14 protein-coding genes and 1 pseudogene are annotated in these 18,647 nt (G+C 41.6%); all 15 read right to left on the bottom strand.

Annotation, left to right across the window (positions count from 1 at the left end):
* Positions 1 to 9 precede the first annotated feature (9 nt).
* Positions 10 to 894: an ROK family protein gene (locus N8M66_RS06535; protein ID WP_261046280.1), complete on the bottom strand. Its 885-nt coding sequence runs from the start codon at positions 892 to 894 to the stop codon at positions 10 to 12.
* 17 nt (positions 895 to 911) lie between these two features.
* The gene (locus tag N8M66_RS06530) at positions 912 to 1,829 is read right to left on the bottom strand and encodes a dihydrodipicolinate synthase family protein (protein ID WP_261046278.1); all 918 of its coding nucleotides are present in this window, start codon (positions 1,827 to 1,829) and stop codon (positions 912 to 914) included.
* A 171-nt stretch (positions 1,830 to 2,000) separates the two neighbouring features.
* Positions 2,001 to 2,645: a YesL family protein gene (locus N8M66_RS06525; protein WP_261020813.1), complete on the bottom strand. Its 645-nt coding sequence runs from the start codon at positions 2,643 to 2,645 to the stop codon at positions 2,001 to 2,003.
* A gap of 19 nt (positions 2,646 to 2,664) precedes the next feature.
* Complete coding sequence (locus tag N8M66_RS06520; protein WP_020901680.1) at positions 2,665 to 3,117, bottom strand: YhcH/YjgK/YiaL family protein; 453 nt, start codon at positions 3,115 to 3,117, stop codon at positions 2,665 to 2,667.
* Between the two features lie 226 nt (positions 3,118 to 3,343).
* A complete protein-coding gene (locus N8M66_RS06515; RefSeq protein ID WP_033676563.1) occupies positions 3,344 to 4,183 on the bottom strand; it encodes a carbohydrate ABC transporter permease in 840 nt (279 codons plus the stop codon).
* Between the two features lie 15 nt (positions 4,184 to 4,198).
* Positions 4,199 to 5,065, bottom strand: coding sequence for a carbohydrate ABC transporter permease (locus tag N8M66_RS06510; protein WP_153198773.1), 867 nt, complete (start codon positions 5,063 to 5,065; stop codon positions 4,199 to 4,201).
* Positions 5,066 to 5,286: 221 nt separating this feature from the next.
* On the bottom strand, positions 5,287 to 6,615 hold the full coding sequence (locus tag N8M66_RS06505; protein WP_120770461.1) for an ABC transporter substrate-binding protein: 1,329 nt from the start codon (positions 6,613 to 6,615) through the stop codon (positions 5,287 to 5,289).
* Positions 6,616 to 6,729: 114 nt separating this feature from the next.
* Complete coding sequence (locus N8M66_RS06500) at positions 6,730 to 7,428, bottom strand: N-acetylmannosamine-6-phosphate 2-epimerase (RefSeq protein ID WP_001135675.1); 699 nt, start codon at positions 7,426 to 7,428, stop codon at positions 6,730 to 6,732.
* 249 nt (positions 7,429 to 7,677) lie between these two features.
* Positions 7,678 to 11,199, bottom strand: a pseudogene (locus tag N8M66_RS06495) (SIALI-17 repeat-containing surface protein).
* A gap of 328 nt (positions 11,200 to 11,527) precedes the next feature.
* Positions 11,528 to 12,508, bottom strand: a complete 981-nt coding sequence (locus N8M66_RS06490; RefSeq protein ID WP_261046274.1) for an acetylxylan esterase — start codon at positions 12,506 to 12,508, stop codon at positions 11,528 to 11,530.
* Positions 12,509 to 12,977: 469 nt separating this feature from the next.
* Entirely contained in the window at positions 12,978 to 15,020 is a 2,043-nt protein-coding gene (gene recG, locus N8M66_RS06485) for an ATP-dependent DNA helicase RecG (protein ID WP_261046386.1), read from the bottom strand.
* Positions 15,011 to 16,114, bottom strand: coding sequence for an alanine racemase (alr, locus tag N8M66_RS06480; RefSeq protein ID WP_261046273.1), 1,104 nt, complete (start codon positions 16,112 to 16,114; stop codon positions 15,011 to 15,013). Before alr ends, recG begins: the two co-directional genes overlap by 10 nt.
* Complete coding sequence (gene acpS, locus N8M66_RS06475; RefSeq protein ID WP_261046384.1) at positions 16,104 to 16,466, bottom strand: holo-ACP synthase; 363 nt, start codon at positions 16,464 to 16,466, stop codon at positions 16,104 to 16,106. The genes alr and acpS overlap by 11 nt, the downstream gene beginning before the upstream one ends.
* A 44-nt stretch (positions 16,467 to 16,510) precedes the next feature.
* Positions 16,511 to 17,542 carry a 3-deoxy-7-phosphoheptulonate synthase gene (locus N8M66_RS06470; RefSeq protein ID WP_049521667.1) on the bottom strand — a complete coding sequence of 344 codons (1,032 nt, stop codon included), beginning with the start codon at positions 17,540 to 17,542 and terminating at the stop codon, positions 16,511 to 16,513.
* A gap of 1 nt (position 17,543) precedes the next feature.
* Positions 17,544 to 18,575: a 3-deoxy-7-phosphoheptulonate synthase gene (locus tag N8M66_RS06465; RefSeq protein ID WP_261046270.1), complete on the bottom strand. Its 1,032-nt coding sequence runs from the start codon at positions 18,573 to 18,575 to the stop codon at positions 17,544 to 17,546.
* Positions 18,576 to 18,647: the final 72 nt, after the last annotated feature.

The raw sequence follows: 18,647 nt of genomic DNA, 5'->3' as shown, positions 1-18,647 counted from the left end.
TGAACCAAACTAGGATTGTTTTGTCTTGAAATGATAGTAGGCGCCCAACATACCTGCTGTGTTTTGGTGATGGGCAAATTCTAATCGTGTTTTTTCTGCTAGGCTTGGTACCAAGGCATCTTTTAAGGCTGTGCGAATTTTTGGTTTGAGGATAGCCTCTTGTCCCATGATACCGCCACCTAGAATGACCACTTCTGGATTGGCAACGTAGCAAATATTTGCCAGACCTTTTCCTAGATAGTCTACCATGCGGTCAATGCCAGCCATACAAATTTTGTTGCCTTCGGTAGCTTCCTTAAAGATGCGTCGGCCATTCCACTGGTCAACTGGATCTCCATGACCTGCTGCTACATACTCTACCAAGGCTGTCGTAGAAGCCAAATCTTGGAAAGTTCCATCCTGCATATGCATATAACCAACTTCGCAGGCTGAATTGCTAAAACCATGGAAAACTTTCCCATCCATAATCAAGCAACCCCCGATACCCGTTCCAATAGTTAAGCAAAGAGTGACACTAGCTCCCTTGCCTGAACCAGATACCGCTTCAGCCAAACCTGCACAGTTGACATCATTTTCAATCTCACAAGGAATTTCAAAGCTAGTCTCGATTTCCTTCTTAAACTGGGTTCCTGCATAGTTGGGAATCTGAGGACCAGCGTAGAAAATCTCACCCTTATCTGGATCCACCATTCCCGCTGAAGAAATGGCAACACCTGCTACTGGGCCTTTTTCTAAATAGCTGGTGACGATATCTTTGGTCTTTTGTAAGATATGAGGTCCACCTTTATGCGCCTCAGTTGGCATTTCATGGGATTCAACAAGTTGGCCTTCTTGGTCGATCAAACCATATTTGATATTGGTTCCACCAATATCAATTGCAACGTAGTGTGTCATAAATACCTCCTTATGGATTAGAGGAAGCGCTCCTTGGTTTCACGAATCAATTGAGCAGCTGCTTCTACAACTGGGCGATCTTCTTCAGTCACTGGTGTCAATGGTGAACGAACAGAACCAATGTTCAAGCCTTCATTGATTTTCAAGACTTCTTTGATAACACCGTACATATTTCCATGTGCAGAAGTGAGTTTGCCAATGACTGCGTTGATAGCATACTGCAATTCACGCGCTGTTTCCAAGTCCTTGTCCGCAATCAACTGATTAAGTTTCAAGAAGAGTTCTGGCATAGCACCATAAGTACCACCGATACCAGCCTTAGCACCCATGAGACGGCCACCTAGGAATTGTTCATCTGGACCATTAAAGACGATGTGGTCTTCTCCACCAAGACTCACAAAGGTTTGGATATCTTGAACTGGCATAGAAGAGTTCTTAACGCCGATAACACGTGGATTTTTCAACATTTCAGTATAGAGACTTGGAGTCAAAGCAACACCTGCCAATTGAGGAATGTTGTAAATCACGTAGTCTGTGTTTGGTGCTGCAGAACTGATATCGTTCCAGTATTTAGCAACTGAGTATTCTGGCAGGCGGAAGTAAATCGGTGGAATCGTTGCAATGGCATCAACACCCAAACTTTCTGCGTGGCGAGCAAGTTCCATACTGTCTTTGGTATTGTTACAAGCTACGTGCGAGATGATGGTCAATTTACCTTTGGCAACTGCCATGACTTCTTCCAAAATCAATTTGCGGTCTTCAACGCTTTGGTAGATACATTCACCAGAAGAACCATTGACATAGAGGCCTTGAACACCTTTATCAATGAAGTATTGAACCAAAGCACGTGTACGCTCTGGACTTACTTCTCCTTGTTCATCGTAACATGCGTAGAAGGCTGGAATGACACCTTCGTATTTTTTTAAATCTGACATAGATTTTCTCCTAAGATTTCTTTTTTCTGCTAGAAGCAGGATTTATTCTTTATGTGTTTAGTATACACCTTGTGAAAAACGCTTTCAACATCTGGTGTACACTTAGATTTTAGTTTCGATATGTATTTTGAAACGTTTAAAGCTTGAAAGTAGTTTTAGAAACAAGCCATCCTATTCGTATTTTGCAAAAATTTTCTCCATCAATCCAGTCTGGATAAAGACCAATAGTCCAAATCCAAAAAGCAGGAAGGCTGAACCACCTAAAAGTAGACTGAAGGCTGACAGATAAAGAACCATCACAATGAGGATAAGAATGGCTAACATGAGGAAGAACCAAGGAAAGTTAAAACTTGCCAAGATAAGCCCTTTTTGCAGCACTTCTTTCCAAGTCAAATCATAGCGCGCAGCGATTGGATAGCTAGCCAGCATCACGATAGTGAGGAAGATAAGAATGCCTAGGCAAATAGCTTTCACCATTTGGAAAGGCATAGCTGTCTGCCCCCAGAAGAGATAGAGGTCTAAAAGACTCAACAAAACAATGCCCAACTCAAGCAGACCTAGCTGAAGACCTAGTTTCAGATTTTGCTTGAAAGCTCTTAGATAGATTTTAAAGACAGGCACACGTCTGCTCTTCTTAATCTCAAACATGGTCTCGTAGAGGCTAATTTTAGCCACTCCAATCGTCACGATGGGCAAGCAAGAGACAACAAAAAGAAGATTGGCTGTGACGATATCCAAAACCTTTTCACTAAAACGCATGAGAAAGTTATCTGTATCAAATGCTGCCTTGATAAGGCTTACTCCTTTTTGTGCCATATTTGCTCCTCCTGATTTTTTAATCAATCAAAATTTTAAAGAGATATTTGCGAACCTTCTCTTCCATACCTGCATAGCCATTTGGCTGGTGTGGTTCTCCTGGGAAGAAAATTGCAAAATTGTGATAACCCAACAAGAGTGGGTATTTTTCATGACAATGGACAAAACCAATGTCACTCGCTTCGTCGAATGCTACTGCTTCATCTTTGATACGTGATCCGTAGCTCGAATATTCATGTCCTTCTACCAGCAAATGCAAGTCTGCATATTTCTTATGATGCTCAAATTGATCATTTTCAGCTTGATTGAGGACATTTTCCTGAACAACTAGAAAGACCTTGTCACCGTCAATCTCGTACTTTCCTAACTCGAAAGAATCTTTACGATGTTGATAGAGATAGTCGATAGCCTTGTCTAGATTGGGATGAATCCCCTTGTAAAAGGTAATATTTTTCAAATCGTCAAAAATCATACTGTTTCCTTCGTTTCTGATAGTTAACTAAAATCATTCTTAAGTTGATAAGTGTCTAACAAAATCTCTAAGGTAAGCAAATACCCAACATTTTGTAGACACTTATAACTCTGTATTCTCTTATACTCAATGAAAATTGAAGAGCAAACTAGGAAGCTAACCGCAGGCAATACTTAAGTATGGCAAGGTGACGCTGACATAGTTTGAATTCGATTTTCGCAGAGTATTATCCTTTGACCGCTCCCATAGTAATACCCTGAGTGAAGGATTTTTGGAAGACTAGGAAGACTGTTACGATTGGAACTGCTGCAAGAGCGGCACCTGCCATGATCAAACCATAGTTGGTTGCCATTTCAGCTTGCATAGTTGCAACCCCAAGTGAGATGGTCAAGTTTTGACGTGAAGTTAACATAACCAACTGCATGAAGTAGTCATTCCAAGTATTGATGAAGGTAAAGATTGCAAGGGCTGCAAATCCTGGTTTCACAATTGGGAAGGCTACGCTCCAGAAAGTACGAATCTCACCACAACCGTCGATTTTAGCTGACTCAAGCAATTCTGTAGGGATATTCTCACTGAACTGTTTCATGAGGAAGACCCCGAATGGCCATCCAATCAAAGGCAAGATAACTGCCCAAAGAGTATCATGGATTCCCATGAAGTTGACGATACGTACCAATGGTACAAGGACAACTTGTTTTGGAAGTGCCATGGCTGCAATGAAGATTGCAAAAAGAATACGTTGGCCATAGAAACGTTTTTTAGCTAGTACATAACCTGCTAGAGAAGAAGTCGCACAGACTAAGAACATGGTTACCAATGAGATAAACACAGAGTTCCACATCCACTGCATTGCAGGGTTTTGCACCATGAGTTGTTGGAAATTTTCCATGGTTGGCATTTTAGGGAACCATTGTGGTGGAATAACGATTGTATCAGGTTGTGACTTGAAGGCACCTGTCAAAATCCAGTAGAACGGAAAGATGAACAGCACGGTCAACAAGAGCAAGATAATAGTTGAAATAACAGTGAAAGCTGTTAAAGGTTTCTTTTGTGTAGATTGCATAGCTGTCTCCTTTCTTTAATATTCTACGTCGTTTCCAAGTACTTTAAATTGAACAAAGCTTACGATAGCGATCATCACTGCCAAGAAGACGCCGATAGTGTTTGCATAACCGTATTCTGTCAATTGGAAGGCTTTTTCGTAAAGGTAGTACATAAGTGTACTTGTTGAGTAGTTTGGACCACCAGATGTCAACAACTGAATCAAGGCGAAACACTGGAATGAGTTGATTGTTGTAATGATTGCGATATAAAGTGTTGTTGGAAGGAGACTAGGCCATTTAATCTTCCAGAAAACTTGCAATTCAGTCGCACCGTCAACCCGAGCTGCTTCCACCAATGAATTGTCAATATTACCCATAGCTGCGATATAAAGGATAATCGGCTGACCAACAGATGTAGTCAAAAGGATAATCATAATCGCCATCAAAGCCCAGTTTTTATCTCCCAACCAAGAAATGTTTTGGCTGATGATGTGGCTTGACTTAAGGACAAAGTTTAGAATCCCTGATAGTGGGTCATAGATCCATTTCCAAACAACTGTTACGGCAACACTACCTGTTACAACAGGAAGGAAGAAGACGAAACGGTAGAAGGATCTAGCAATGGCATTTTGATGATATGTCTGAGATGCTACAAAGAGTGAGAATAGAACAACAACTGGTACAGATCCAATAACCAGAATCACGGTATTGATCAAAGACTTCATAAAGACAGGGTCTTTAAACATGCGAACGTAGTTGTCCAAGCCTACAAACTCAAATTTCGTCATTGAGTAGTTAAAGAAACTTGTAATGAATCCCATAATCATAGGGGCCAATACAAAGATGACAAAGAAGAATAATACTGGTGCTAGGAAAGCGTAGGAAATCACTGTTTCCCGCATACGAATTTTATTGACTTTCACAGTCGGCACCTCTCTTTCACAAATAGAATATTTTAGATTTTCTTGAACTGTTTTAAAATCAAAATGAAATTTTTTAAGATTCGCTTATGTAAGAACTTCATTTTAATTTCGTGACAGTTCCTTACATTTCAAACAAAATCCTCCCTTTTCTTACATAGACTATGCACAGGGAAAAGGGAGGAGTCAATCTGATTTAGTGCTTATTGTTTTGTAGCTTTTTTAATTGTTTCGTTAGCTTTTTCAGTGAAGGCTTTCAAAGCATCCGCTGGTTTTTCGTCACCATTTGATACAGATTGCAACATTGGGAACCAAAGTGTTCTCATTTCAGCAAAACCATTGATAGTGTTGTAGTATGGTGAGTAGTATTTAGTCCAACCACTGATTGTTTCCATACGTTTGTCTTCATAAAGTTTGCCAAATGAAGTACGAACTGGGAAGGCACCTGTACGAACAACGTCTTTTGGACCCCATTCTTTGTCATCCGCGATAAATTGAACGAATTTCTTAGATGCTGCAACTTTCTTGTCGTCTTTGTTGTTGAATACTGCAAATCCATTTACAAGGTATTCAAGAGCTGGTTTACCTGAATCTGATGGGAATGGTACTTCTACCACTTCTACTTTACTTGCTTCCAAGAGTTTAGCTTGGATACCGTTTTGAGCTGGTGCCCAAAGGATTGTGTAAGATGTTTGACCGTTGGCAAAGTTTTGGATATCTGCTCCACCGTCAAATTGTGAACCATTGTTCAACAAACCGTCTTTGATCCAGCTAGCTGCTTTTTCAAGACCTTTGACGAATTTAGGGTCATCAGTTGTATATTTTGTTACATCTTTATCTGTTACAGAAGCTCCATAAAGGTTTGAGATGAAGGCACGTGTTCCTTGGTCTCCCCCTTGACCAGAACTGAACAATGAACCTGGTGTGTAGCCTTTATCTTTAAGTGCTTTCAAAACTTTTTCAAAATCATCAGTAGTCCAACCTTCTTTTACAAGGTTTGCAACTCCAGCGTCTTCCAACATTTTCTTGTTCATGGCCATGTAGAATGGTGCAGAACTGATTGGATACATGTAAGCTTTGTCTCCAGCTTTACTTGCTTGTACAATGTTTTCATTGTTAACATCTTTGACGAATTCGTCTGTGAATAGGTCGTTCAGCTCAGCCAATTTACCGTTTTTACCGTATTGGATGATACGTCCTGGTGCGTCAAAAAGTACGTCTGGAGCTGTTCCTGCTTCGATAGCTGTTGTGATTTTTTCAGGACCTGACTTGAAGTCGATGGTTTCCAATTTCACTTTTACATCTGGATTTGCTTTTTCAAAAGCTTCGATGATTGATTTTTCATATGTTCCAACACCGTCACCAGTTTTTTCTTGTGTGAAGACTGGGAATGCCCACCAAGTGATTTCTGTTTTTCCGCTATCGCTACCAGATTTTGCAGCATCTTTACTTCCGCCAGAATTACCACATGCAGCAAGGCCAAGAACCGCAGCACCCGCAAGTACTGTACAAGCTAGTTTTCTAAATTTCATTTGTATTCTCCTAATTGATAAGCGTATCCATATTGGATAATGAGTAAGATTGAACTTGTATACGTTTTCATTTTATCCGACGCATCCACCACTCTCCTCTTTTTTGAGATTGTGTTATTTAAGACCAGCAACGAAGCGTTCTGTAATCTCTTTTGGTCTAGTAATAGCGCCACCAACAACGATGCCTCGCACTCCATATCCAAGGATTTGTTTGGCTTGTTCTGGTGTATGAATTTTCCCTTCTGCAATGACATCTACACCGGCATCACAGAGTTTTTTAATTAATTCAAAATCGGGACCATCCACTTTTGGACTGTAAGATGTGTATCCTGATAAAGTTGTTCCGACAAAGTCAATTCCTGCTTCAACAGCTGCTAGTCCTTCTTCAAAAGTACTTGTATCAGCCATCAAGAGCTGGTTAGGATATTTCTCCTTAACCTGACGAATGAACTCTTGAATCTCCAAACCATCGTAGCGTTCACGCTTGGTACAATCCAGAGCAATTACCTCTATATCAAGTTCTGCCAATTCATCAACTTCTTTCATAGTAGCAGTGATGAAGGGCTCTTGCGGTGGATAATCTCGTTTAATTATCCCAATGATTGGAAGTTTTGTGACCTCCTTGATTTCCTTGATATCACGAACACTGTTTGCTCGGATACCGACTGCTCCACCTTGCTCAGCCGCTTTGACCAGCAAGGGAATGACTCCTCCCGCTTCTGTATAGAGCGGTTCGTGAGGAAGGGCCTGACAAGAAACGATGATTCCATCTTTGATTTGTGCAATCAAGGCTTCTTTAGTAATCTGTGGCATCCTCTTTCCTCCTTTTCTTTGTTCTTATGGGTTCATTATATATTATTTTTAAAGCGCTTTCAATAGTTTGTGATAGAATAGATTTCAGTTTCAAAAGTATTTTATAGAACAGCCGTTTCTGAAAGTAGTTTCAGCACTGTCTTATTTTCAATTCGCTCAGTATATAAAATGATAAAAAGAGATAGCCATCTTTCAAATGGGCCATCTCTTTTATCATTAACGATGAGCAAAATTCATTTTATTCAAGACCTAGTCTTCTTTTCGTTTCTTCCCAAATGTCAAAACAGATAAGAGACCTGCCACTAATCCTAGAGAAATAAAAGTTGTATTTTCTTTGCTTCCAGTATTTGGAAGCTCATTTTGTTTAGCCGCTGGTGCTTGATAAGTAGCACCTTGTCCAAGAGATAACTTCTTAGCTGGACGTTCGTTTGCAGCTGCTAAGACTGGTTTGGTTTCTCCCTTGTACTCTGGCACTTCATGGATTGCTGCCTCAGCTCCATTGACACCTCCTTTATACTCAGGAAGAGCATTTGAAGCTGCCAAGACAAAGTTAGCACCACCTCTATATTCCGGAACCTCATTTGAAGCTGCTAGAACTGAATTTACGCCCCCTTTGAATTCCGGTTTTTCTACTGTTGGTGCTGGCTCTTCTCCCACTGTTGCTAAGGAACCTGTGTATTCAGGAATTTCTGTTACAAGAGCTTCTACTCCATTCACTCCACCTGTAAACTCCGGTTTTTCTACTGTTGGCGCTGGTTCTTCTCCCACTGTTGCCAATGGACCTGTATATTCAGGAGCTTCTTCAGTTACTGCAGCTTCTTCTCCATTAACTCCACCCGTAAATTCTGGTTTTTCTACTGTTGGTGCTTCTTCTCCTGCTATCGCTAATGGGCCAGTGTATTCAGGAACTTCTTCAGTTACTGCTCCTTCTTCACCATTAACTCCACCTGTAAATTCTGGAACTTCATTTATCGCAGCTTCACTTCCATTTACACCATGAGTAATCTTTAACCCCACTACTGAAACAGGCAAATTATGCATACTTTCGATAGCACCTTCTACTAGGCCTGTAACTTTTTGACCAATATCCTCTGGATCTACTGTAAACAATAGAGTCTTCGTATCATACTGCGTCATAAAAGTAGCTGTTTTACCATTGGCAAGTTGTAAAGTTGGAGCTTGATTGACCAATACTTCTGAATCAAATTCCATGGCAATAATGCCTTGCCCCATATGAACTGCATGTGTAACTTTTGCTTCGGTTGGAGAAACCATATCCTTGCTTAAGAAATCCCAATTAAATTTCTTATAAGACAAGGTATATTCGTTTTGGTTGTTATCTGCATGCTCATAAAGCAATCCATATTCGCCATTCCCGAGATCTTGAATAGAATTGTAGGCAAACTTACCACTTTGAATAGGATTATGCTTAAGCCAAGTCAGCTCTCCATTTTCTTCGACACGAGCTAAGTGTACCAAACCGTTGAAACGTCCTGGTCCACCTGCATTACTAAGAACAATATACTCTTTTCCATCATGCATCGTATGAATAGCAGCCAATTGAACATAAACATCCTTGACATCCGCATAACGTTTTATATCATTTTCCCAAGTTTCTCCACCATCTTTACTAGTAGCAACTTGAAGGTCCCCTGTTAATCCACGCATGAAGAGCTTAAGATCTCCATTATTTAATTGTACAACAGAGGACTCAGTATTTTGAGCATAATAATTACTCATGGTACTTGAGTCAATCACAGTACCATCAGTCAGCGTACGATGGTCATTCACACCACCTCCCATATGCCAAGTCTTACCATGGTCATCTGAGTAGATAATCCGAGATGATTGAGAACCGTTTAAGTGGTTGGTCTGATTAGTTGTATAAGTAGGTACAATGATTCGACCTTTATGAGGTCCGGTATGAAGCGTAATCCCTGTTCCAGGCCCAACCCCTAAGAATTTCATCCAATCAGCTTTTACCATTGGGGTAATATCTTGAGGTGCTGACCAAGTCTTACCATCATCATCACTGTAAGACATCCATAGATAAGAATCCTTAGCAACTCTAAATGGAGACGTTTTATTGCTTGTGAAATAAATATTTCCTAATAGTTGATCCCCTTGATACAAATCACCTTTATCGCTATAAGCTGGTTTAACTGGGTTTACAACAACACGATAATCCGTTGCTTTCCCATCTGGAGTATAAACTGTACCATTTTCGCGTATTGTATAGGAACCTTCTTCGCCTTCTTTATAGAGAATTTGATAAGTTTTGCCATCGATTTGTTTATAGGCTTCTTCTCTTTGAGCAGCCATTCCAAAGATTCCTTTCCCTTCTGGGAACATATCATAGATAGAAAAAATTCGTTTTGTTGCAGGATCTTGAACCAAAGCCATATCGATGTTCACTGGTGAACCGATTGATGGGTCAGAGGCTTTTGGATTGTCTCGTAAATTTGTAATCGTTACTCGATCACTCCATGTCTTCCCCTTATCCTCACTTCGTCTAACGACCATGCCGATATCACCCCAGTCACTTGAATGAAGACGGCGTTCATCTGCACCAGCAATCAGAGTGCCTTTATCTGTCTTAAGAAGAGCAGGAATACGATAACTCTTGATGCCATCTTTATTTGGTTGGTTATGCATACCACTTTCAAAGACATCTTGTTTTTCAGTAAGTTTAGCTCCCTCAGGTAGCTTTTGCTCCAAATCAGATCTTTCAAATAATTGGCTACGTTTTTGAACTTCATCAGGAGTCAGTACTCGGTCATAGACACTTAAATTACGAACCTGTAGATTTGCTCCCCAAACTGAATTTCCTGCCCGATTTGTTGCACCAATTTGAGCATGTGTAATATCTGGCATATCCTTGATAAATTTACCAGACTTCAAGCTAGTACGCGATAAAACACCGTTCACATAAAGTCTAACTTTTCCTTCTGGATTGTCTGCATTTGGTCTTTCTACAGTAAAGGTAACCGAATTCCACTGCCCAGGTTTAATTTTCAATGGAGCATCCGTATATTTATCATAAAATTGTGCTCCATTAGCATCACGTCCCTCTATTAAGGCTGTATTATTGAGAACAGCCATTGTGAAGTACTCATCTTTTTTCTTATCACTAGACACTGAAAATAGATTATAAAATGTTGGAGATTTAGCATCTGGCTTAAATTCCATATGAATAGTCGCATTTTGAAGCTTCTTCAATGTATCTAATTCACTGGCTAAGTCTACACGCTGGCCATTTTTCGCATTTGTTTCAACATCTTCTTTTTCCACTACTGGAGTTGCATTTGCGATGTCTCTAGCATAATAATCTCGAGGAAGTACTCCCTATTCTTCTTTATCTTGCTCCTTGTTACTTGCTTCTGTAGTTGCAGAATCTGTTTCTGGTTTATCAGCAGGAGCTGGTGTATTTTCAGCTGCAGGTGTATTTGTTGGAGTGGTTGTCTCTGCTTCAGTAGTCTCATTTTTCTTCAACTTATCCTGATCAACTTCCACACCATTGTCTTTTGCTGTTGCCAATTTTCCAGCTAATTCACTATCTAAATGAGCAAGATTTCCTGAAGAAGCTTCTTTTGGTAATTCTGATAAACCTTGATTATTATTTTCAGCAGCAGTTACAGTTGAGTTTCCTTGTTCATTTGCCAATACAGGGTTTACTCCAAACACCACTGCACCAATGGTTACAGATGCTACACCTACTGCAAATTTACGAATACCATATCTTTGTTTTCTGTCAAAATTCTTCTGATTCATCTTTCTACCTTTCCATTTTTAAAAAATAAAGCGCTTTCTTTTTGTTTTAAAATTTTTACTCCCCATCAAAGGAAAACATAAGAAAGTAATTAATAAACGAGAGTCCCTATCCTTCTCTCTTTCAAAATTTAGCTAGCTGCAATCCAAACAGTAGCTATTTCACTCCTTTCCTAGAGACTTTTTCTTTATTATACAATAAAGTCATAGGTTTATCTCGAGCTTGTCATAGAATAGATTTTACTTTCAGCAATATTTTAATATTTTAATATTTTTAAAAGTACTTTCAACATTTATAATAAAAAAGAGAGCTACTGGGCCCTCTCATCCATCATTTTACATACTTAAAAGGAATCTCACTACCACATAGCCAGTTGTAGACTTGGTCATTGACAAATACATTCATGGCTTCGTGAGCATACTCAGGCATGATACGATAGGCCTTATCGCAGATCAGACGGTTGTAAATCGCAAACTGGGTAATAGGGTAGCAAACATCGTCGTCCAAGCCCGTAATCATCTTGACCTCACCCTTGATACGATGGGCAAGATTTTTTACATCAATATAGGCAAGGGTCGCCATGATTTCCTCCTCAGTTTCATGGAAGGGGTCGTGAAACTTGAAATAACGGAAAAGTTCGTCGTAAGCCTCGCTAGTATTGCCAATCTCAAGCACCCGTCTAAAATCTGACAAGAAGGGATAGATGGCAACTGTTTTCTGAATCCGAGGATTGAGCGCTGCCGCAACCAAGGCTAGAGCCCCTCCTTGTGAAGCACCATAGCTAGAAAGGCGCTTCTCATCTACCTGAGGTAGACTAGCAACAATTTCGACCAACTGGTAAATATCCAGATAAACATCCTTATAAAAGAGATGATCCCGACCTTCCACAGCCCCACGGATAATATGTCCCTTAACCGTATTTCCTAAAGGAGAACTCAAACCGTCTTGCGAATAACCTGACTGCCCCCGCACATCCATGGAAACAACACCGTAACCAGCCACAGTATAGGCCAGCATGTCAGCCCAGTCCCAGCCACGTCCCATATAACCATGGAAATGGAAAATTATTGGAACTTTACCCTCACTCTTTGGAAGAACGACGCGTGCATAGACCTTGCCTTCCTTGCTTCCTTCAAAGGTTAACTCATAGCACTTGACTTGAGGAATGTGGAAATCTCTTTCCTCCAACTGGTAGGCCGGAAGAGTTGAAACTTTTTTCACTTCCTCATCCCAAAAAGCATCAAAGTCTTGTGGAACCTCGTCCCTTCCTAGATAGGTCTTAATTTCTTCTAATAAAGCTGGATTTTTCATAGTATGCTCCTTTTATTTTGTAATCGCTACCACAACTGTAGCATATCTAAGAAAGCAATGCAAGAAAGAAAGGGAAATAGAAAATGAATTTAGATTTTCTTTCTTTAATCTTACAAACTAAAAGTAGTTTTAAAAACGAAAAAAGAGCATCCCTGCTCTTTCTTCTATTCAATCTTATTTTGTTGCTTCTTTCTTTTGGAAAGTGGTTTGGTAATTTACTTTAATCGTTACTGTCATGTGAGAGTCCTCGTTTCTTTTTGATGACTCTAGTATAAGGGCCAAACCTGAAAGCTAGCTTAAGATTTCCTTATAGAAAGCTTATACTCAATGAAAATCAAAGAACAAACTAGGAAACTAGCCGTAGGTTGCTCAAAGCACTGCTTTGAGGTTGTAGATAAGACTGACGAAGTCAGTTACATATATAATCCAAGGCGACGTTAACGTGGTTTGAAGAGACTTTCGAAGAGTATTAATCTAAATGTTCTTTCTTTTCCAGATGAAGGGCAATCATGCGCCATTCTGGATCCTCTTGCCAAGCTTCTATCGAACTAATGTAACTAGCAACTTTTCTGGCTTCTTCTAAAATTGGAAAATCTTCGATAATATCAGCCACTTGAAACTCTGGGAGTCCTGACTGTCTGGTTCCAAAAATTTCACCAGAACCACGCATTTTCAAATCTTCCTCCGCAAGGACAAATCCATTGGTCGTTTCCGTCATGATGCGCATGCGGTCCTTCCCAGAATCCGTCTTGGGATTGGCAACGAGAACAGCATAGGATTGCTTATCTCCCCGACCGACACGACCCCTGAGCTGGTGAAGCTGGCTGAGACCGAAGCGATCAGCATCCATGATAATCATAACTGTCGCATTGGGAACATTGACCCCGACCTCGATAACCGTCGTCGAAACCAGAATATCCGTCTTTCTCTCTTTGAACTCCTGCATAATCTGGTCTTTTTCGTCACTCTTCATCTTACCATGTAGCAGAGCAACCTCAGCCTTGCCAGCAAAATGAGCTGTCAGCTCCTCAGATAAAGCAATAGCATTTTTCAAATCCAGAGCTTCTGATTCTTCAATCAAGGGAGAGATAACATAGGCTTGGGAACCTTTTTGAATTTCTCCCTCTAACCAAGTCAAGACCTGAGGCAGCTGCTCATGTTTGATCCAGCGCGTCACAATAGGCTTTCGTCCTGCTGGCATCTGGTCAATAATGGATACATCCATATCGCCAAAGGCTGTTATGGCCAGCGTCCGTGGAATGGGAGTCGCCGTCATCATGAGGACATCAGGATTGTCGCCTTTTTCTCTCAGAATACGCCTTTGCCCCACACCAAAACGGTGCTGCTCATCGATGATAATCAAGCCCAGACGAGCATAATCCACCCCATCCTGTATCAGAGCGTGAGTTCCGATAATCAAATCAGCCTCACCCTTGGCAATAGTCTCCAAGACTTCTCTCTTTTCTGCAGCTTTCAAGGAACCTGTCAAAAGAGCCAGTTTCAAGTCTGGGAAGAGACTCTGTAGACTCTCAAAATGTTGCTCCGCAAGGATTTCTGTCGGAACCATGAGGGCCGCCTGATAACCAGCCGTCACCGCCGCAAACATGGCTAAGCCAGCGACCACCGTTTTTCCGCTCCCCACATCTCCTTGTAGGAGACGATTCATGTGGTGGTCCGACTTCATATCGGTTAAAATTTCCTGTAAACTCTTTTCCTGAGCTTGAGTCAGGGCAAAAGGCAAGCCTTCTTTAGAAGCTGTCACTTTTTCCTGAGACCAATCCAGAACCAGACCACTTCCCTGAACTCTATTTTCAGACTTTAGCGTCTGCAATTGCATTTGGAAATAAAAGAGTTCCTCAAACTTGATACGGCGAAGGGCCTGCTTATATTCTGCCAAATCCTTAGGGAAATGCATGGCGCGAACAGCCTGACAACGGGACATGAGTTTGTATTTGTCCAGCAAAGACTGGGGCAGATTTTCCTCTATCAAGAGGTCCAGTCCCTGATCAAAGGCTGTCTTGATAACCTTGACCAGCCCTGCCTGACTGATTCCCTGAGCCAGACGATAGACTGGCTGGAGGTCATCTTCCACCTGAGCCAGGACCTTCATCCCAGTCAGACTAGCCTTGGCTCGGTCCCATTTTCCAAAGACAGTAAGGGTTGCTCCCAACTCTATCTTATCTGCTAGATAGGGCTGGTTAAAGAAATTCACCGCAAAAACGACTTCTCCCTGCTTGAGGCTAAAGCGCAGACGATTGCGCTTGAATCCATAATACTGGACACTGGCAGGAGTCACGACTTGACCAGATAGGACTGCCTTCTCCCCGTCCTCTAGTTCCAATACTTGCTTGGTTTTGAAGTCTTCATAACGGAAAGGAAAGTAGAGCAAGAGGTCTTGCAAGTTTTCAATTCCTAGTTTGGCGTATTTCTCTGCTGACTTTGGCCCCACACCAGGTAAGACATGCAAGGGTTGATGTAGATTCATGCTCCACTCCTTTCTTTTTAATAATATTCTCTCGGAATGCGATCGCTGAGGAGACAAACCACTTCATAGTTAATAGTCCCACGGTAGGCAGCTACCTGAGTAGCTGTGATTTCCTTGTCACCGTTGCTGCCGATCAAGGTTACTTTTGTTCCTAGCGGATAAAGTTTAGGCAAACGAATGGTGATTTGGTCCATAGATACTCGTCCAACGATTGGGCAAGCTTGGCCATCTACCAAGACAGCAAAATTTTGCATGTCTCGTGTCCAACCATCCGCATAGCCGATTGGAACAGTCGCGATGACTTGCTCGCTATCTGCCTGATAGGTGGCTCCATAGCCCATGCAAGCTCCAGCTGGAACTGTCTTGACATGAACAAGGGCAGATTCCAAGGTCAAGGCTGGTTTCAAGTCATAAGGCAAGTTCAAGACCTCTCCACTTGGGTTAAGACCATACATAGCGTCTCCCATACGAACAGCGTTAAAAATAGTCTCTGCATGCCAAAGAGTCGTTGCAGAATTACTTGCGTGAACCAGGTCTGGAAGACCTTTCATACTGGCCAAAATAGTTTTAAAGCGTTCTAACTGCTCATTAAAGTAAGCATCTAATTCCTCATCTGCAGTCGCAAAGTGGGTGAAAATCCCTTCAACACGAGCACCATGTTGTTGGAGCAAGTCTTGAGCCTGATCAGCCTCACTGGCATCTCGGAAACCAATCCGTCCCATTCCTGAATCAATCTTGAGATGGACTGTCAAACCTGTTAGGTCTGCTTCCTTAACTAAGAGTGCTTGAATCCACTCCAGCCCAGCCACTGTCAAGGTAATGTCGTATTCTTTAGCCAGAGCAACAGCTTCGATGTCAGAAACTCCTAAAATGAGGATTCGTTTGCTGAGTCCAGCCTGTCTGAGTTCAATGGCTTCATCTATATTCGAAACGCAAAAACCATCTACATCATCTTGAATCGCCGTCGCAACAGCAACAGCTCCATGCCCATAGGCATTGGCCTTGACCACTGCCCACTTGAGCGTTCCTTTAGGGATATGATCTCCCATTTGTTGAATGTTTTGTCGAATAGCTCCCAGATGAATCAGAGCCTTGGTTGGTCTATGTGGACTAGCTTTCATGATTTTCCTCCAAAATGACACTGGCTGTCACAAACTGATTGGTGTGGCTGATAGACAGCCAAATCTTTCCTAAAAATGGTGACCGACTAAAATAAGGCGCCCCGCGTTCATTGTTCAATACTTCCAAATCTTGGAAACCGAGCTTGCCAATGCCAGTTCCCATAGCCTTGGAAAAGGCCTCCTTAGCCGACCAGCGGCCAGCTAAATATTCTATTTGCCTGCGCCCTTTAAGACTATTAAACCGTTCCATTTCCTTGAAGGTCAGCACACGCTTAGCAAATCCTTCATGTCGTGTAACTGCGCTTTCTATCGAAGCTAATTCTTCGATGTCAATTCCGTGTCCAACTATCATTCTCATCAAAAGGAGTTGAGATTCCCCAACTCCATCCTTTTCACTTATTTTGTCAAGGTAGCATAAATCTCTTCTACCAAGGCCTCTGTATTTTCCCAACCTAGACAAGGATCGGTTATAGAACAACCAAAGACCTCTGGCTGGTTTTGACGACCATCTGCTAGGTAGGATTCAATCATAAAGCCTCGAACTGTCTTTTTAATCTTCTCATTCCAATCACGATTTTGCAAGGTCTGACGAACAATCCGAATTTGCTCCATATATTGCTTGCCTGAGTTATCATGGTTGGTATCAATGAGGATAAAGGGATTTTCAAGTCCCATGGCTTCATAGCGTTCAATGGCATTTAGCAAAGTTTCATAGTAAAAGTTAGGCTCATTTTTCCCATATTCATTGACTGCGCCACGAAGAATGACGTGAGCCAAGGGATTTCCTGAAGTCTCAACTTCTTGACCATGGAAGAGGAAGGTCTGTTTATTTTGAGCAGCATAGATACCGTTAAACATGACTCCGAGATTTCCTGAGGTTGGATTTTTCATCCCAACCGGTGCATCAATCCCTGAGGCCACAAAGCGGTGCTCTTGGTCTTCCACAGAACGAGCTCCTACAGCATGGTAGCTGACCAAATCATCTACCAGGACTAGATTTGACGGATAAAGCATCTCATCTGCCGTTGTCAAACCAGTCTCTGTAATCACGCGGTAGTGCAACTGGCGTACAGCCTGCAAGCCATTAATCAGACTTGGAGCCTTAGAAGTATCTGGCTGGTGTACCAAGCCTTTATAGCCGTCTCCGTTTGTGCGAGGTTTAGCAGTATAAACACGCATAACCATAAAAATCTTGTCCGCCACCTTCTTTTGCAAGGCAGATAAACGGCGGGCATATTCCAAGACAGCCTCTTCATTGTCAGACGAGCAAGGACCAATCACCAAAAGGATACGGTCATCTTCCCCTGAAATGATGTCTGCCAATTCTCTATCACGACGCTCCTTTAGGCGCAAGGCTTCCACAGACAATTGGGTTTCTGCCTTGATTGCTTCAATATCGATTTCTTGACCTTTTTCAATAAATGCCATCTTATTCTCCTAGCGTTTGGTAGATTTCTCTGACAAGGGCTTCCGTATTTTCCCAGCCAAGGCAAGGGTCTGTGATAGACTTGCCAAATACTTCCGGTTCGTTTTGACGGCCATCTTCTAGATAAGACTCAATCATAAAGCCACGAACGTACTGCTTGATTTTTTCATTCCAATCACGGTTAATCAAGGTCTGACGGACAATTCGAATCTGGTCCATATATTGCTTACCAGAATTGTCATGATTGGTATCGACGATGATAAAGGGATTTTCCAAGCCCATCTTCTCATACTGGGCAATGGTATCCATCAAATTATCATAGTAGTAGTTAGGAATATTCTTACCATACTCATTGGTCGCTCCACGAAGAATGGCGTGCGAAAGCGGGTTCCCAGTTGTTTCCACTTCTTTTCCTAGGAAAAGGAAACTTTGTTTGTTTTGAGCAGCATAAATCCCATTAAACATAACATTGAGATTTCCAGAGGTTGGATTTTTAAACCCAGTCGCGAAATCTGCCCCACTTGCTACAAAGCGGTGTTGCTGGTCTTCAACTGAACGGGCACCAACCGCCATGTATGAAATCAAATCATCTACAAGCGGAAGATTTTCAGGATAAAGCATTTCATCAGCTGTCGTCATACCTGTTTCTGTGATAACACGATAGTGAAGATGGCGCACAGCTTTGATTCCGTTGATGAGGCTTGGTGCTTCTGTCGCATTAGGTTGGTGAATCAAGCCCTTATAGCCATCTCCGTTGGTACGAGGTTTAGCAGTATAAACACGCATAACCATAAAAATACGGTCTGCTACTTCTTCTTGCAAAGTTGCCAAACGCTTAGCGTACTCAAGGACAGCTTCTTCATTGTCAGATGAGCATGGTCCGATTACCAAGAGAATTCGTTGGTCTTCTCCACGTATAATGGCTTCTAGCTCTTGATCGCGCTGTGATTTTCTCTCCAAAGCTTGGCCGTCTAATTTTGATAAGGCACGAACTTCTTCAATATTAATTTTAGGACTCTTTGCTGTAAATACCATAACTCATCTCCTTATAAATCAAACGGATACCAAGTAAAAATTTACTTTTCACAAGGTATCCGCCTCTAAACT

Source organism: Streptococcus mitis (genome assembly GCF_946188585.1).
GTDB classification, from domain to species: Bacteria; Bacillota; Bacilli; order Lactobacillales; family Streptococcaceae; genus Streptococcus; species Streptococcus mitis_DG.
The sequence above is the reverse complement of the archived record's forward strand: the minus strand, read 5'-3'. Positions and strand labels throughout refer to the sequence as shown.

Excerpts from the sequence above, each read along its gene's own strand:
- N8M66_RS06515 (WP_033676563.1), bottom strand. The coding sequence starts at position 4,183 with ATGCAATCTACACAAAAGAAACCTTTAACAGCTTTCACTGTTATTTCA.
- alr (WP_261046273.1), bottom strand. The coding sequence starts at position 16,114 with ATGAAAGCTAGTCCACATAGACCAACCAAGGCTCTGATTCATCTGGGA.
- N8M66_RS06505 (WP_120770461.1), bottom strand. The coding sequence starts at position 6,615 with ATGAAATTTAGAAAACTAGCTTGTACAGTACTTGCGGGTGCTGCGGTT.
- N8M66_RS06535 (WP_261046280.1), bottom strand. The coding sequence starts at position 894 with ATGACACACTACGTTGCAATTGATATTGGTGGAACCAATATCAAATAT.
- N8M66_RS06530 (WP_261046278.1), bottom strand. The coding sequence starts at position 1,829 with ATGTCAGATTTAAAAAAATACGAAGGTGTCATTCCAGCCTTCTACGCA.
- N8M66_RS06490 (WP_261046274.1), bottom strand. The coding sequence starts at position 12,508 with ATGAAAAATCCAGCTTTATTAGAAGAAATTAAGACCTATCTAGGAAGG.
- N8M66_RS06525 (WP_261020813.1), bottom strand. The coding sequence starts at position 2,645 with ATGGCACAAAAAGGAGTAAGCCTTATCAAGGCAGCATTTGATACAGAT.
- N8M66_RS06470 (WP_049521667.1), bottom strand. The coding sequence starts at position 17,542 with ATGGCATTTATTGAAAAAGGTCAAGAAATCGATATTGAAGCAATCAAG.
- acpS (WP_261046384.1), bottom strand. The coding sequence starts at position 16,466 with ATGATAGTTGGACACGGAATTGACATCGAAGAATTAGCTTCGATAGAA.
- N8M66_RS06500 (WP_001135675.1), bottom strand. The coding sequence starts at position 7,428 with ATGCCACAGATTACTAAAGAAGCCTTGATTGCACAAATCAAAGATGGA.
- N8M66_RS06520 (WP_020901680.1), bottom strand. The coding sequence starts at position 3,117 with ATGATTTTTGACGATTTGAAAAATATTACCTTTTACAAGGGGATTCAT.
- N8M66_RS06465 (WP_261046270.1), bottom strand. The coding sequence starts at position 18,575 with ATGGTATTTACAGCAAAGAGTCCTAAAATTAATATTGAAGAAGTTCGT.
- N8M66_RS06510 (WP_153198773.1), bottom strand. The coding sequence starts at position 5,065 with ATGCGGGAAACAGTGATTTCCTACGCTTTCCTAGCACCAGTATTATTC.